This is a genomic window from Vibrio sp. NC2 (assembly GCF_025195005.1).
In the GTDB taxonomy this organism is placed as follows: Bacteria; Pseudomonadota; Gammaproteobacteria; order Enterobacterales; family Vibrionaceae; genus Vibrio; species Vibrio splendidus.
Genome location: NZ_JANVFC010000004.1, coordinates 1 through 14,955, shown reverse-complemented (window position 1 = coordinate 14,955; position 14,955 = coordinate 1). Strand labels below are relative to the sequence as shown.

Below are 14,955 nucleotides of genomic sequence, written 5' to 3'. Positions count from 1 at the left end.
TCGATTGAGCGTCCCTCAGTTTCAATATATAAAAGTGATAAACCAGAAAAACGTTACAAGGTTAAACGAATAATCACATCCAACATCTTATCGAAACAAGGGCCTAATGCCTCTTCATCTATGGCATGGCAATACACACCTTCGAGTTGAGCAGGGTCATAGTCCGCACTTAAGTCTGGGTCATCCAAAAGCGCACTAGAATTTGCCATTCGTAACAATAAGTCTTCTCCAAACTCGCTATCAGGTCCGGTTGCCGATGTTAATGATGAACCTAACCCTAAGGTAAAGACGTAAATGTTTTCTCCTCTTGCAGCCTCAGCAATGTCTTCCACTAAATTACGAGCAACCCTATTCACCCGAGTATATAAGTCACTGGCAGAATGACTATCTGGATCATACTGTGACACTGGGCGTACTGAATGTGTCGGATTTAAAATGTTAAACTCGGTGGCACTTGAATCATGAGTGGTATAGTAATCAGGCATCTCGCTAATATGATCATCAATATCACGGCCCTCATAACCGCCACTTAAAGTCGTTGCAATCGAATCGTGCCTCCAAAGCCCTCGGGGCGTACCACTGCTACCATCACTCGATCGAATGGCTCCCGTGTGCGAATCACCGTCCTCAAAATCAAACGTTGTCGCAAAGGTATTGGGTGCTCCATCCGTGAAGAACACGATCACTTTCAAGTTAGCGGGATCAGTAACCGTTCTAAGCTCATTTAAAGCTCGATAGATCCCTTCTGATGCATTGGTATATTGTGCATTAGACGTACTACCAAAATTAAAACTGTCTATCTCCGATTTAATGGTACTTCGACTATGGCCGCGAGTCGCATTGAACCCCACCGGAACCTCGGCTCCGAAAGCAAATTTAACCAATGAAACCCGATCAAACCCTTCGTGAAAATTTTCAACGAATGACTTAGACCTGTCGATAACGTCTTGTGTCACGTCACCTATGCTGCCGAGCCTCAAAGAAGTTGTGTTATCAATCACTAACACTAAGTCTACTGGGCGACGAATAGATTGCGCAGACACTCCAGGATTGAATGTATCTAACCCAATCAAGGGCAAAAATAGCGTGGGTACTTGTGCCGTTGCTGAAATATCAATCGATATATTACCGAATGAATCATAGGAGAAATTGACCGCACCTAAGCTAGGTGTCGCCGAATAAAAATCAGCTGGAATATTCGCTGCAAAATATTTTTGTGCAGCTGCTCGTCCTGCATCTTCACCATTGGCGACCGCTCTTGCAGCCGCAATACTAGCCGCGTCGACCGCCGCAAATAATTTCGACTTAACAATATAAGCTCGTCCAGCATCAACAGAAAGCCCGACAACTAAGAGAATAAAAGGCAGTGCGATGACTGACATCAAAGCCACTAGCCCTCGACTGTAACGATATTTGATTGGGGTTCTCTTATCCATATTGATCTCCCTTACATATATGTTGTGTCGCTCAGAATATATTCTTCATCAAAAACTCGACTAAAAATAGGCGAATAGTCATAGAATACTTCTACGCTGTACACAATCTCCCCATCATCCAGCGCAACCGCTAGATTGTTAACCAGAGGAGGGTTATCTGCATCCACATCAGAACACTCTCCATCACTTGTCCAGTTACTGCAACTCGACCAAATAGCACTGTTTTTGCTTAGGCCGTGTTGGTTCCATCGGTATTGGCTTTTAATGTACGGAGAAGCATCTTCTTGACCAACCACCTCGGTAATGTAAATAACGCCGTCTTGCGTCAAATCCAATGTTCCCGATGTCGTTGCTATAATGTCCATCACTTCTTGCGGAGTATCAGTATTACTCCGAGAAATAATGTTTCCACCTTCTCGACTTATACTGATAATAATGTGGTTGGCTTGAATGAGGTGCGTGATATCGACGGCCGCAACAATAAGCAGCATAAACAAAGGTGCTATTAACGTCATTTCGATTGCCGCAAACCCTTTCTCAGCGGCTTTTTTTATCTTAAAAAGAAACATCCTGTCCTCCCTAAAACGCTTCGTTTTTCATTGCCGCGCTAACGGTAAATTTAAACTTCCCGTCATCGAGCAAAACATACATATAGGGATTTACAGATGGCCACTCGCAATCAAGATGAATAGAAATAATGTCCCCTGAACCACCAAACCCGGTGACAGCGTTGCCGTAAACATCTTCAACACGTATGTTTTGGACATCCATCACTTTGTCGAGCAAGCCGCTCGACGATTTAGAAATTTTTTCTAAGATTGCCGCTTCGCGATCACTCGATGCATCAGGATCCAGATCAGAACGGCCAGTAATCGCATATCTTGCACCCTCTCTTGCCGAATGTTGCATGGTCAATTTAACAAACCCGTATATACCAAGATCAACAACCGTTAAAAAAAGCGCAAAAAATAGACTCACCACGATCGTAAACTCGATAATAGCGATGCCTTTTATTTTAGATTTAAAGCCGTTTCGATAACGGCTACGCTCCGAACCTCTTGAAATAGATTTCATACAGCCCCCACCCTCTCGTCTTTCTATTCCCTCTATCTGCCCAATAGAAAACCCAAGGAGATATAGAAAGACTCAACACTAAAGATATAGAATTGATAAACGAGTTGTTCAAGTTTTATACACGCAGGGAATTTTAAGTAGTACAACAGAAGGGTGAATCAGACTGAAAGTTAATTAAGTCTTTTATTTTTCTAAAGTTAAATAAATTAAAAATCCAAAAGTACAGTAGAATTCGAACCTTTATTTATTTATCATTCAAATAACTGGTTGTTTTATATCTATTAGAAAAATAAATGAAATATAGAATACGACGTTTATTTCTATATAAATTAGAGTTAAAGTCTCAAAAATAAGACAGAATAATTTCAAAGTAAGCATTTAGTTTAATAATAAATGGAATTATAAAAATACTCGACAATTAATGAGTAAAGTCTGATTGAGCTAAACCAATACAGATGAAAATTATGACTGAGATAAAGCCAGCGAGACCCGACTTCACGTTATTGACTACATAAGTCAGAATTATAAGTATTTCGTATAATCAGAAGCATCGTTGTTCTCATATTCTAACCCTATGTCTTCCTTCACTCGTCGGCTCAGTTGTTCTGCACATAAAACCTGATTCTGTTTCGCCTTAACTTCACCTACTTTTATCTTCTTATTTTTAAATAACTTAGTACCATAAAATCTCGTCCAACTGATCAATGCTTCCATAATTACTCTCTTGTATTTGTCATCGTTCTGTCGTTATTATGAAAACAACCTGTTCGATAAGCGAACAACCATTATTAACAAGAACTATAAGCTGAGATTATGGACAATAGACTGCGTCACCTTTCAGGTCTCCGTTACTTTGAAGTTGCGGCTCGCTTGAGCAATTACAGCAAAGCGGCTGAAGAGCTGTTCGTCACTCAAGCAGCCGTCAGCCAGAAGATTCGACAGTTAGAAGAACAGCTTGGATGTAAGCTCTTTATTCGTAAGGGGCGTGCAATGACTTTGACGCATGAAGGGCACACACTTTTTAGACATGTCTCGGACGGATTCGAAGCGATAATAGTAGGATTAAATAAGATCCAATCAGAGCCCCTTCAAGGCGTTCTTGTTGTTAGCAGCCCTCCTTCATTTGCTTCCCGCTGGCTGCTGCCGAGGCTTTGGAAATTCTCGGTAAAGCACCCAGAGATCCCAATTAAGATACTAACAGGGTGTGATACCCCAAATTTAAAACATGGCGAGATTGATGTTGCTATTCGACAAGGCGAAAATCTATGCGTTGAAGAAGGCTTGACTCTTGAGATGCTAATCAACGAACCGGTTTACCCTTTTTGTTCCCCTGAACTCGCAAACTCTTTGAACTTCACATCACCTGAACAACTCCTCAAATGTTGGCTGATTCAGTTTGATAGCGGTTGTTTCCCGTGGGAGGAATGGTTTAGGCAAGCAAACATATCGACTCAAAGCAGCACCATTCAGTGGATGGAAGTCGGTACCTTTGATATGGGGTTAACGACTGTCATGGCGGGACATGGGGTTTGCTTGGCAACAGACAGCTTAGCTGGTGACTTCATCGAACGCGGCTTGCTAGTGAAGCCCTTTGATATAGGCATGACACCTGGCGTTCAAGTTAACTTATGTTTTGATCCTAGCTCGCCAAGAAAAGAGCGTATTGCGGCATTTACTGAATGGTTGCATGAAGAGGTTTCTGAAATATCAAAGATCTAGCTTTGGCTTTGGCTTTGGCTTTGGCTTTGGCAAGAGAATAAACATCATGTTCCTTACTAACCGTAACGTAACTCTTAAAAATCAGAAAGAGTTACGTTACGGTAAGCTTAATCACTCCCAAAATGGTTTTCTCACTTCTTCGTTGGCCTGACCTCGGGTAATACCAACATCTTCAAGTAAATAATCAGATAGTTCAGCTAGGTGCTTTCTCGTTCTACGCTTCTGAAGATAAAATCTAAATTTAGAATAGAATTTCTTAACTGATAACGATGACAAAAATGAATGGTTGGTATTTTCAGTTGCTGTTATCGTATTCATAGCCTTTCTCCTGTTGATCTTTCGCTTTGTTATGGTCAATAATCGACCAACAACGCACTAACGACAAACGATAGATATTGGCATTCAGTTAAGGAAAACTAATGTGAGAGAGCGAACCCCACCTTTCCAAGGGATCTACTATTTTTATACTGCAGCTGAAACTGGCAGCTTTAAACTCGCGGCTGAGAAGCTGTTTGTCACGGCAGCTGCCGTCAGCCAACAAATTCGTCAACTTGAAGTGTGGTTAGGTGCAGACTTGTTTATTCGCCAGCACCGAAAAATAGTACTCACTCACGAAGGTGAAGTGCTTTACCTGCAAGCGAAGAAAGGCTTTGCCCACATTCAAGATGGTGTGAGGCGAATTAACCAAGACCCAAACCCTACTCAACTTTCTATTTCAACCGTGCCATCATTTGCCCAACACTGGTTGGTACCTAGAATTGGCGACTTTCGCGATCGCCACCCTGACCTATCCATGCTGATTGAACCGACTAACAAGCTAGTGACGTTTGAAGATTCTAATGTCGATGTCTGCGTTCGGTATGGTCACGGTAACTACCCAAATATCGAGTCTCGTTGGTTAATGGACGAGGTGGTTTACCCAGTTTGTCACCCGATTTATCAAGAGAAGCATGGGATCCATGACATTGACGATCTGCATAAAGCTGAATTAATTGAAGATCGATGGCCAGATATGGATTGGAATCTATGGCTAGAAATTGTCGGAGCGAGAGCTGGCCGTACATCGTTGCAATTTGATGGCTCGCATTTTGTTTTAGAAGGTGCATTATCCGTACAAGGCGTTGCTCTTGTGAAGCACAGTTTGGTGTATCGGTATTTGCAGGAAAAGAAGCTCGTTCGAATCGGTAACATCGCACTTAAGCCCAAATACAATTACTTCCTATGTGCGCCAGCTGGATACTTTCATCGCGAGAAAATCAAACGCTTTGAAGCTTGGATGCAAAGTCAGGTTCAGTTATTTGGAAATAGAGGTCGAGAAGAACTAACTATTATCGAGACAGATTACCAACTTAAATGGTCTGATAATTCATAAAGCGAAACTGCTATACTGAGCTCAAATAAATGGCGAGAACATCTCATGACACAAGAAAATAATCCACTTCACGGTATCACGCTACAGAAGCTACTGACTGAATTGGTTGAGCATTACGGTTGGGAAGAGTTGAGTTACATGGTGAACATCAACTGTTTCAAAAAAGACCCTAGCATTAAATCTAGTTTAAAGTTTTTGCGTAAAACGGACTGGGCACGTATTAAAGTAGAGCAGATCTACATTGATTTGAAACGTTAGTCCCTCTCTGTTTAAGCTGTATCTGAATTTGTCCCGTATCCATTCAGTACGGGGCCATATCACATGGATTTTTAACTAATCAACTAAACCCCTGTGTCTACTTTTTAGGGGCCACATCACTCTCGCATCTCGCATCTCGCATCTCGCATCTCGCATCTCGCATCTCGCATCTCGCATCTCGCATCTCGCATCTCGCAGTATATGACAAGCAACAAAAAGCCCCGCAAGCTTTCACTTGCGGGGCTTTTTTAGTTAACTTAGAAAAGAGCTAATTACTTACCAGCTGCTTTTTCTGCTTTAACTTTAGCGATTACTTCTTCTGCCACGTTCGTTGGACATGGAGAGTACTGTGCGAATTCCATAGAGAATTGGCCACGGCCTGAAGTAATTGTACGTAGGTGACCGATGTAACCAAACATTTCTGAAAGTGGTACGTCAGCTTTAATACGAACGCCAGTTACGCCAGCTTGTTGATCTTTGATCATGCCACGACGACGGTTAAGGTCACCGATAACATCACCAACGTGATCTTCTGGAGTAAATACGTCAACGTTCATGATTGGCTCAAGAAGTTGCGCGCCAGCTTTAGGCATAGATTGACGGAATGCACCTTTCGCTGCGATTTCAAATGCGATTGCAGATGAATCGACTGCGTGGAAACCACCATCGTAAAGTTCAACTTCAACGTCTAGCGTAGGGAAGCCAGCTAGTACGCCGTTTTCCATCATGCCAGCAAAGCCTTTCTCAACAGCAGGCCAGAATTCTTTAGGTACGTTACCGCCAACAACTTTTGAAGAGAACGTAAAGCCAGAACCAGGTTCGCCAGGCTTGATACGGTAATCGATCTTACCGAATTGACCAGAACCACCAGACTGTTTCTTATGCGTGTAGCTATCTTCAATTGCTTGAGTGATAGTTTCACGGTAAGCAACTTGAGGAGCACCAACTGTTAGGTCAACGCCGTAAGTACGCTTAAGGATATCTACCTTGATGTCTAGGTGAAGCTCACCCATACCTTTCAGGATAGTTTCGCCAGTTTCTTCGTCAGTTTCAACTTGGAAAGATGGATCTTCTGCAACCATTTTACCGATAGCAATACCCATTTTCTCAGAACCGCCTTTATCTTTTGGAGATACAGCGATAGAGATTACTGGAGTTGGGAAGACCATTGGCTCAAGCGTTACTTGATCTTTAGGATCACATAGAGTGTGGCCTGTTTGCACGTTCTTCATACCAACGATCGCAATGATGTCACCAGCTTGTGCGCTAGTTAGTTCGTTACGGTCATCAGCTTGCATCTCAACCATACGGCCAACACGCTCAGTTTTACCTGTGAATGAGTTAAGAATCGTGTCGCCTTTGTTCAATTTCCCAGAGTAAATACGAACGAAAGTTAGAGCACCGAAACGGTCATCCATGATTTTGAATGCAAGCGCTTTAAATGTTTCTTCAGTAGAAACAACAGCGTGGTTACCAGTTTCTTCACCGTTCTCATCCATTAGAGGTTGAGGATCAACTTCAGTTGGAGAAGGTAGGTAATCTACAACAGCGTCAAGAATGATTTGAACACCCTTGTTCTTGAATGCAGAACCACAGTAAGTTGGGAAGAACGCTAGGTCACGAGTACCTTTACGGATACAACGCTTGATGTCTTCAATAGAAGGCTCTTCACCTTCCATGTAAGCTTCAAGTAGGTCATCGTCTTGCTCTACAGCAGTTTCGATTAGCTCTTCACGGTATTGCTCAACGTCATCAACCATGTCCGCAGGAACATCTTTGATTTCGAAGTTTTCAGGAAGACCAGTGTCATCCCAAACGTATGCTTTACGGCTTAGAAGGTCTACAACACCCACGAATTCATCTTCGCGGCCAATTGGTAGAACCATAACTAGAGGAGTTGCGCCTAGAACGTTTTTAACTTGGTCAACAACGTTGTAGAAATCTGCACCCATACGGTCTAGTTTGTTAACGAAGATCAGACGAGATACTTCTGATTCGTTAGCGTAGCGCCAGTTAGTTTCTGATTGTGGTTCAACACCACCAGAACCACAGAATACACCGATACCGCCATCAAGTACTTTAAGAGAACGGTATACTTCAACTGTGAAGTCAACGTGTCCAGGAGTATCGATAACGTTTAGACGGTGACCGTTCCAGAAACAGCTTACAGCTGCTGATTGGATAGTAATTCCGCGCTCAGCTTCCTGTTCCATGAAGTCAGTAGTTGATTCGCCATCATGTACTTCACCAGTCTTGTGGATCTGACCAGTTAGCTTAAGGATACGCTCAGTGGTAGTTGTTTTACCCGCATCAACGTGCGCGAAAATACCAATGTTTCTGTATTTCGATAAATCTGCCATTGTCTTACTCTGTTAATAGGATATAAAATGCGCGCAGAGTATATCACAATCTGTGAGGACTGATAGCTTTGCATGCATTTGGGACTAAAAAACTTTGCCTTTTCGTAACAAAAACGAAAAGGCAATCTGTAGAAACAATCTAAATGATTGTTAGGTTTAGTGCTAACTCAAGACGCAATTAACGTTCAAGTTAGACTGATTTTCTGCTGTATAGAGTAGCTGAAGTGAGCTCAATTACAACTCATCAAAAGCATTAATTGCCTCTGATAATTTTTTGACCCCATGGATCTGCATTCCAGGAATGCCGCCCTTAGGCATGTTCGCAGCAGGCACTATCGCTCTCTTGAAACCATGCTTAAACGCCTCATTTAAGCGCTCTTGCCCGCTCGGTACTGGACGAATCTCACCCGCGAGGCCTACTTCCCCAAATACCACCACATCTTTTGGCAAGGCACGGTCTCTGAAACTCGAAAGTAAAGCGATCACTAATGCAAGATCGGCACTGGTTTCGGTTACTTTAACACCACCAACAACATTCACAAACACATCTTGGTCGGCCATTTGTAAGCCACCATGTTTATGCAGCACGGCTAATAACAGTGAAAGCCTATTTTGCTCTAGACCAACAGCAACACGACGTGGATTAGCGAGCTGGGAATAGTCCACCAGCGCTTGGATTTCAACAAGAAGCGGACGTGTCCCTTCCCACACAACCATGACCGAACTGCCCGAGGTTTCTTCTTCGCCGCGAGACAAGAAAATAGCCGATGGGTTGCTGACTTCTTTCAGGCCTTGGCCTGTCATTGCAAACACACCTAACTCATTGACCGCACCAAAACGGTTCTTGTGACTGCGCAGCGTTCTAAAGCGGCTATCGGTTCCGCCATCTAACAGCACGGAACAGTCAATAATGTGTTCCAGTACTTTTGGCCCCGCTAATGTGCCGTCTTTAGTTACGTGTCCCACCAAGAACACCGCAACGTTGTTCTGTTTCGCATAGCGCGTTAATGCTGTTGCCGATTCGCGCACCTGCGCCACACTGCCCGGAGACGATTGAACATCAGCGACATGCATAACTTGGATTGAGTCGATAACCATGATCTTAGGTTGCTCTTTTTCGGCAATCTGACAGATCTTATCAACATTGGTTTCAGAGAGCATTTTGAGATGTTCTTTCGGTAAACCGAGTCGAGAGGCTCGCATCGCGACTTGTTGCAGTGATTCTTCACCTGTGACATAAAGTGTTGGCAACTGAGAAGAGAGCTGACACATGGTCTGCAATAACAGCGTTGATTTACCGGCACCAGGGTTACCACCAATCAGAATTGCAGCGCCAGGTACGACACCACCACCGAGCACGCGGTCGAGTTCTTTGAAACCACTGCTAAAGCGAGGGACTTCTTGCAGGTTAATTTCCGATAATGTCTGAACGCTCGATTCTGTTGCCCCACCTGCGTAACCACCACTGAGTCGTTCATTACGCGCAACTTGAGGTGAAGCAGCTAACCTAACTTCGGTAATCGTGTTCCAAGCACCACATGCATTGCACTGCCCCTGCCAACGTGGAAAGTCAGCACCACAGTCATTACACACATAAGCTCGTTTTGCCTTTGCCATAAAACCTCAATAATTTACTCAGTTACACAATGATGTTGTCAATTTGTGACTTATTTGACCGTACGGGTGAAAATAAAAGTTGCAGTCATACCACTTATACTTAAAGATCGATTTAAACTAGTCGATAACATAAACGTACCGTCCATTCTAACAAGAAAAGTATGCAGCAATCTGAAATTCTATCTGTAGCAGAGCGACTCATCCCAGCCTACCACGCTGAGGATTTCGACTTCCTTCTTTCTCAAATGACAGAAGGTGAATCCCCGTCTCTGAAATTGCTCGTTAAAATGGAACTGAATCGTATCATGGCTCCGTGCACAAAGAGCATTGATTTACGCGGACGTATTGACACTGAATGTCGTCAATTTACGTTAGATGGTCGTAAACACTGGCTTGATGATATTGCTTTGAACGCGTATCAACGTGGTACTAAAAAGTTTAAAGGCTATACAGAGGGCGCGTGGGAGTTAGTGATGACTCCGCGAACTCAGCCACTTCGTAATATCGTTAAAACCTCGTCTCAACATAATCAAGATCTCACTAACGCTAATAGCCCGTATGAAGCGGAAGCCATTAACCTCGGTTACGACTTAAAGCGTCAAGAAAACAGACTCAAGATTAGCTCACAGGTTGAGATCACCACATCTAAAGGCCAAAGCCTACATGGTGTGACGGTTGATATCTCCCCGTCGGGTGCAAAATTCAAGGTACCGAGCGCCTTTAAGTACAACCTCGGTGAGATCATCAGCGTTAAGTTCACAGAGCTTATCGAAAAATCGCAAGAAAACGATGTTTACCAAGCGGTCGAATTCCGCGTTCTGGGCATTGATGAGTCTTACGAGAATAACGCCGTCAAATTCTTAAGAACCATCAAAGTAAGCAACAACAATATTGTAGCCCGCTTGCTTGATGAGTCTTTGAATAGCTCAAGCAAGAAAACCAGCCATGAGAATCAAGATAGAATCATTCGAACTCGTACTCGAGGTATCGAACACACCTATCTCAAACACACCTGTAATCTTCCTCTTTTCTTTAGCGGCAGTGAGCTAAAGCTTGCTCTACTTACGGATAACAACCATCCGCTGTGGCAATACTGGCACGATGAACGAAACCAACAAGCATTGGGTACCCTGTTCAACGAACAACGAATGAACTTGCTGGCTAAACCTGGCGTAAAGGGAACCAGTAACGTTATTTACTCGTTTACTCATGAGCATCAAGACAAGACCTTGTTCTACTCAATGATGCTTCCTGAAGCCTCTCGTGAGCAAAGACAGTTGTTCTGGCACATCGGTGGTAAACGTAAAAGCTGGAAGGCGTTCAAGTTCTCGGTGTTCGAACTTTCAGACACCGAGCGACAAGCCTTAGCCAAGCACTCGGATACGTTAGCTCAAAGCTCAGCACAACTGACGCATTGTGGAATCTTGCAAGAGATTGGCGATCACGAAAGTGCGGCTGACTATCTATTGAGTGAAAAACCGCGCATTCCAAGCAGTGAACTGAACCGCTTCCGTCATCCGCGTTCTGTAGTGGGGAATATTCAAAGTATCTACTTCGACTCTCAAACTCGTCGCAAAGAACCGAGGTATCAATTTAAGTCACCGTTACAGCTCACCTCACAAGATGGCGCCGCGGCTAACGGACATACCTTAGATATCTCAAAACGTGGACTCAGCATTGCTCTTGAGCATCCGATGGTACTCAAGATTAATGACCCGGTATTAGTAAACTTCAATGAACTGCAGCTCTACGACAAAAACCTGCCATTAAGCACCGTGCCTTACCACGTGATTCGAGTCAGCCCGAATGGTCGCAACGTGCAGTTGGTTATCGCCGAGAACACGAAGACAATGCGTACTATCGCCTTTCTCAATGGGCTTATCGATCAAAACCAAAGCAAGTTGATTAAGAAGAAAGAGATACTGCCAACACACTCTCTGCTCGAGTCTCTACACAACATTTTGTTGAGCAAGATGGTCAGCAACCCAATATTCATTGATAAACCGGGCTCAACACTGCGTTGTAAGATCATTGGCGTAAACTTCCCGCTGAATAAACACTTAGCACTGCTCGCTAAGCTTGGCCACAACCAAAAGTTCTCACTCGAACCTATTTTCAAAGGGCACTCTAACTCGCTGTTGGCTGAACCACTGAAAAGAATTGAAGGTGCTGAACCTAAACACCATGATGTCTATATTGCTGCGGTTAAGTTTGGCGACAAGATCCAATCCGTACATACGAAGTTGGTCAAAGACTTCGCCTCGGCAAAGGAACGCATCTTATTCATCAAGAAAGCTCAACATTTAGGTGACGTGTATGTACTACGAGTCACTACTGCACCTATTTTTAATCCGCTAACGAGTTTATTCCAGTCTGATTTAGAAGAGCTCTCACGCATCAGCATGCACCAAGCTAAGAAGCTAGAGAATGAGGTCACTGCTTTTATTGGTTATGGTGAGATAGAAGATATTACCGATGAAGTGTTGATTCGATTGGAGCTGACACGCTAGCCTACAGCGGCGTTTTAACTTGAACATGAAATAGAAAAAGCAGGCTGATAGCCTGCTTTTTTTGTATCCGTTATACCGCCCTAAATATGACTAAGGCTTCGCTTGCCAGCTGATTTTTTGCTGCTTAGCTAACACACCCGACAAGATGCAAAGTACCCCGCCTAAACCGGCATAACGCACAGCGGTTTGAGCTTGTTGCTCTACTTTTGGTTTCGCATGGTAGGCGATGCCTAAACCTGCAGAACCCATCATAACCAAGTCATTAGCACCATCACCAACGGCAACAGTGTTATGCAGTTCCAATTCGTACTCTTCAGCCAACTCTACCAAGATATCCGCTTTAGTCTGCGCCGAAACAACATCGCCTAAGACTTCACCCGTCAATTTACCATTAATGATTTCAAGCGTGTTTGACTGAGCGTGGTCAAGATCAAGCGTATCTTTAAGATAGTCAGAGAAGTAAGTAAAGCCACCTGAAGCAATTGCCGTCTTCCAATCAAGCTTATTCAGAGTATTCACTAGCTCAACCAAGTCTGGCATGAATGGCAATGATTGACGCACTTGCTCCAAAATAGATTCATCCGCACCTTTCAGTGCGCCTACTCGTTGACGTAGGCTCTGTTCAAAGTCGAGCTCACCTTGCATTGCTCGCTCGGTGATTTCAGAGACTAATTCCCCCACTCCAGCTAGCTTTGCAATCTCATCGATACATTCAATTTGAATCGCTGTGGAATCCATATCCATTACAATCAAACCTGGCTTAGATAGGTCTGGGACCTCGCTAAGGCAAGCATAATCAAGCTTTAAGGCCTGTAGGATTTCTTCGTGTACTGGTGTTAGGTTGCCTGACATCAAAGCCACTTCATAATGCCCTACCTTCCACGTATCAAGAATGGTGTTATAAGTGCCTGTGAAAAAATCGATGTCATCGAATGATTGTGGTGATAGATACTCACCGAATACAATCCAGTTGGCTTTGGCTTTAGCGAGTTGAGAAGCGAAACGAGTCTCGGGGAGTCGAGTTAATAATGTTGTGTGCCTTTTTATCGGCAGATATTTCTGAGCGTCCATGTGTATGATTCCTAATTAACTATGCTAAACGTTAACCTATTGCAATTTGAAAACGCAAGTCTCAATATGTCTTAATCATAACATTTGTTTATTTCAGGCTTCGTGAAACATGAATGAATCATTGTTCTCAATACGTAACGCTTTACGAATGCTAGCCCTCATTTTGCTGGCTACTATGTTCGTTGTAACAATTAAAAATACAGTCGTGATCAGTAAAGGTAACGAGAAGATCCAAGCAAAGCAGCTAGAAACGCTGACTAAGTTGCTTATCTCTCAGGCATCACTTTCTGCCAGTAAAGCGATCACACAACAAGACCAAGAGCGACTGCTTGATCTCACCAATCAGCTGTCTCAGGATCGCTTGGTATTCGATACCACGATATACGATGCAGAGGGGATTCGACTGGCTTCGAGTGAAAAAGCACTCTCAGTACGCGAAGTTCTAGGCTTAGACACGCCACTTTCAACAGCAAGTATCGGCAGACAGCAATTAGTTGAACCTATCTACTCTCCAGAGAAAGCGATCATTGGATTCATTCGTGTGACCTTTGAAACGGGTAAGATGACGGCGATTTCTGATCACCATTATCGTAAAAGTGATCGCTACATGATCGGCATGGTGTTGATGGGGTTTGTCAGTGGCGTGCTGTTTGTCATGCTCATTCGTAGAAGAAAAACCAAGTCTGGTGAGAACTTGCTGCTTAAGAATGCAAACTCATAAGCTTTGTTATAAGGTCTTGGGTCTTGGGTCTTGGGTCTTGGAATCACGAAATAAAAACCTCGGATTAGGCAAGATGAATTATTTCGATTGAAATCACATAGCCTTCAGAATCCAAGAAATAGCGCTCAGTAATACATCATTACCAATAAAAAGCCCCGACGCTCAGGCAGCGACGGGGCTTTTTGTTATCTTGTCCCGTCCTGAAATGTGTTTACACATTGAGGACTAATGATGACCATTCCAAATAAACACTACGTTAAGCGCACTCAGCGTGATTACACACTAGGCTTTAAATTACAGGTTGTAGACGCCATTGAAAAAGGCGATATGACCTATAAACAAGCCCAATCAATTTACGGCATACAAGGTCGTTCAACCGTTCTTACTTGGTTAAGGAAGCATGGAAAAATGGATTGGACTACCAATCCAAGGAAGAACACGATGCCTAAATCACCAAGAGCAAATGAAACACCTGCCCAAAAAATAAAACGGCTTGAACAAGAGCTCGAAGATGAACGTCTTAGATGCCTTCTTCTCAACAGAGTTGTCGATATTCTTGACGCTGAGCATGGGATGTCGCTAAGAAAAAAGTATATAGCGAAGGAGCAAGAAGCCTTCAAAAAGAGAGGAAAGTAAGCTTAAGTAAAGCTTGCTCATTGCTCGATATATCTCGTCAATGTGTCTATCAGATAGAAAAACGTAAGAAAACTCGTCAGGCTGAGCTTGCCCCAGTGAAAGGAATGGTCCTTGAACTAAGACGCTTCATGCCTCGATTAGGAACTCGTAAGCTCTATTTCTTATTGAAACCTAAGCTGAT

Annotated in this window: 13 protein-coding genes and 1 pseudogene; 6 read left to right on the top strand and 8 right to left on the bottom strand. The window is 43.4% G+C overall.

The window, feature by feature from the left end; genetic code table 11:
* Nucleotides 1-53: 53 nt before the first annotated feature.
* From NX845_RS07215 to NX845_RS07200, 4 genes are all read right to left on the bottom strand, one after another.
* Complete coding sequence (locus tag NX845_RS07215; protein ID WP_017088216.1) at nucleotides 54-1,436, bottom strand: VWA domain-containing protein; 1,383 nt, start codon at nucleotides 1,434-1,436, stop codon at nucleotides 54-56.
* Nucleotides 1,437-1,447: 11 nt separating this feature from the next.
* A complete protein-coding gene (locus tag NX845_RS07210; RefSeq protein ID WP_102511174.1) occupies nucleotides 1,448-2,005 on the bottom strand; it encodes a TadE/TadG family type IV pilus assembly protein in 558 nt (185 codons plus the stop codon).
* Nucleotides 2,006-2,015: 10 nt separating this feature from the next.
* A complete protein-coding gene (locus tag NX845_RS07205; protein ID WP_215514817.1) occupies nucleotides 2,016-2,510 on the bottom strand; it encodes a TadE family protein in 495 nt (164 codons plus the stop codon).
* 522 nt (nucleotides 2,511-3,032) lie between these two features.
* On the bottom strand, nucleotides 3,033-3,224 hold the full coding sequence (locus NX845_RS07200; protein WP_076645907.1) for a hypothetical protein: 192 nt from the start codon (nucleotides 3,222-3,224) through the stop codon (nucleotides 3,033-3,035).
* A 99-nt stretch (nucleotides 3,225-3,323) separates the two neighbouring features.
* On the opposite strand from NX845_RS07200, the gene NX845_RS07195 reads away from it, so the two are divergent.
* Nucleotides 3,324-4,229: a LysR substrate-binding domain-containing protein gene (locus NX845_RS07195; protein WP_260256740.1), complete on the top strand. Its 906-nt coding sequence runs from the start codon at nucleotides 3,324-3,326 to the stop codon at nucleotides 4,227-4,229.
* A gap of 111 nt (nucleotides 4,230-4,340) precedes the next feature.
* Here NX845_RS07195 and NX845_RS07190 read toward each other — a convergent pair whose 3' ends face one another.
* The gene (locus tag NX845_RS07190) at nucleotides 4,341-4,547 is read right to left on the bottom strand and encodes a DUF1127 domain-containing protein (RefSeq protein WP_065682805.1); all 207 of its coding nucleotides are present in this window, start codon (nucleotides 4,545-4,547) and stop codon (nucleotides 4,341-4,343) included.
* Between the two features lie 103 nt (nucleotides 4,548-4,650).
* Here NX845_RS07190 and NX845_RS07185 point away from each other — a divergent pair, with 103 nt between their 5' ends.
* Together NX845_RS07185 and NX845_RS07180 are read left to right on the top strand one after the other, a co-directional pair.
* Nucleotides 4,651-5,601: a LysR substrate-binding domain-containing protein gene (locus tag NX845_RS07185; protein ID WP_260256739.1), complete on the top strand. Its 951-nt coding sequence runs from the start codon at nucleotides 4,651-4,653 to the stop codon at nucleotides 5,599-5,601.
* 45 nt (nucleotides 5,602-5,646) lie between these two features.
* Nucleotides 5,647-5,859, top strand: coding sequence for a VF530 family DNA-binding protein (locus NX845_RS07180; RefSeq protein ID WP_017076293.1), 213 nt, complete (start codon nucleotides 5,647-5,649; stop codon nucleotides 5,857-5,859).
* Between the two features lie 272 nt (nucleotides 5,860-6,131).
* Here the strand turns inward: NX845_RS07180 and fusA are convergent, their stop codons facing one another.
* Nucleotides 6,132-8,219, bottom strand: coding sequence for an elongation factor G (gene fusA / locus NX845_RS07175; RefSeq protein WP_260256738.1), 2,088 nt, complete (start codon nucleotides 8,217-8,219; stop codon nucleotides 6,132-6,134).
* A 234-nt stretch (nucleotides 8,220-8,453) separates the two neighbouring features.
* Entirely contained in the window at nucleotides 8,454-9,836 is a 1,383-nt protein-coding gene (gene radA, locus NX845_RS07170) for a DNA repair protein RadA (RefSeq protein WP_017090138.1), read from the bottom strand.
* Nucleotides 9,837-9,997: 161 nt separating this feature from the next.
* On the opposite strand from radA, the gene NX845_RS07165 reads away from it, so the two are divergent.
* A complete protein-coding gene (locus NX845_RS07165; RefSeq protein ID WP_004734471.1) occupies nucleotides 9,998-12,346 on the top strand; it encodes a PilZ domain-containing protein in 2,349 nt (782 codons plus the stop codon).
* 90 nt (nucleotides 12,347-12,436) lie between these two features.
* On the opposite strand, the gene serB is transcribed toward NX845_RS07165, so the two are convergent.
* Nucleotides 12,437-13,417 (bottom strand): phosphoserine phosphatase, encoded by a 981-nt coding sequence (gene serB, locus NX845_RS07160; RefSeq protein ID WP_017095472.1) that lies wholly within the window; start codon nucleotides 13,415-13,417, stop codon nucleotides 12,437-12,439.
* A gap of 109 nt (nucleotides 13,418-13,526) precedes the next feature.
* Between serB and NX845_RS07155 the strand changes: the two genes are divergently transcribed.
* Complete coding sequence (locus tag NX845_RS07155; protein ID WP_017080011.1) at nucleotides 13,527-14,138, top strand: YtjB family periplasmic protein; 612 nt, start codon at nucleotides 13,527-13,529, stop codon at nucleotides 14,136-14,138.
* A gap of 231 nt (nucleotides 14,139-14,369) precedes the next feature.
* A pseudogene (locus NX845_RS07150) lies at nucleotides 14,370-14,955 on the top strand (IS3 family transposase); the annotation flags it as partial.